This window comes from Microbacterium testaceum, assembly GCF_006539145.1.
Classification (GTDB): domain Bacteria; phylum Actinomycetota; class Actinomycetes; order Actinomycetales; family Microbacteriaceae; genus Microbacterium; species Microbacterium testaceum.
The window spans coordinates 1-650 of the sequence record NZ_BJML01000027.1 but is presented as its reverse complement, the minus strand read 5'-3'; the positions used below and the strand labels follow the sequence as shown (position 1 = coordinate 650).

Genomic DNA, 650 nt, shown 5'->3' with positions numbered 1-650 from the left:
TCGTCCTTCGTGACGGCGCCGGTCATGAGCCCGACGAGTTCTTCCATGGAGGTGTTCTTCGCATCGACGTTCGCGACGCGGGTGCCCAGGCGCAGCACCTGGATGCGGTCCGAGACGTCGATGACGTGCGGCATCGAGTGGGAGATGAAGACGACGGCGATGCCCTTGTCGCGGACGCGTCGGATGGTCTCGAGGACGTTCTTGGTCTGCCGCACACCGAGGGCCGCGGTCGGTTCATCGAGGAACACCACGCGAGACGCCCAGTGCACCGCGCGGGCGATGGCGATCGCCTGGCGCTGACCGCCCGACATCTCGCCGACGGGCGAGGTGAGGGAACGCACCGTGGCGCCGAGCTCGTCGAACGCCGCGCGGGAGGCCTTCGCCATGTCCTTGGTCTTCATGAAGCCCAGGGCCCCCGCCACGCCGGGGCGGCGGATCTCGCGGCCGAGATACATGTTCTGCACCGGGTCGAGGTGGGGAGCGAGAGCGAGGTCCTGGTAGACCGTCTCGATGCCGAGGCTCGAGGCGATCTGCGGGTTCGACATGTCGATGGGCTTGCCGTCGAAGAGGATCTCGCCCTCGTCGACCGCGAGGTTGCCCGACAGGGCCTTCACCAGGGTCGATTTGCCGGCGCCGTTGTCGCCGATGAG

1 protein-coding gene is annotated in these 650 nt (G+C 67.8%); it reads right to left on the bottom strand.

Annotation, left to right across the window (positions count from 1 at the left end):
* Positions 1–650: ATP-binding cassette domain-containing protein (locus MTE01_RS16880; protein WP_141378456.1), on the bottom strand; the 650-nt coding region annotated here is incomplete at both ends.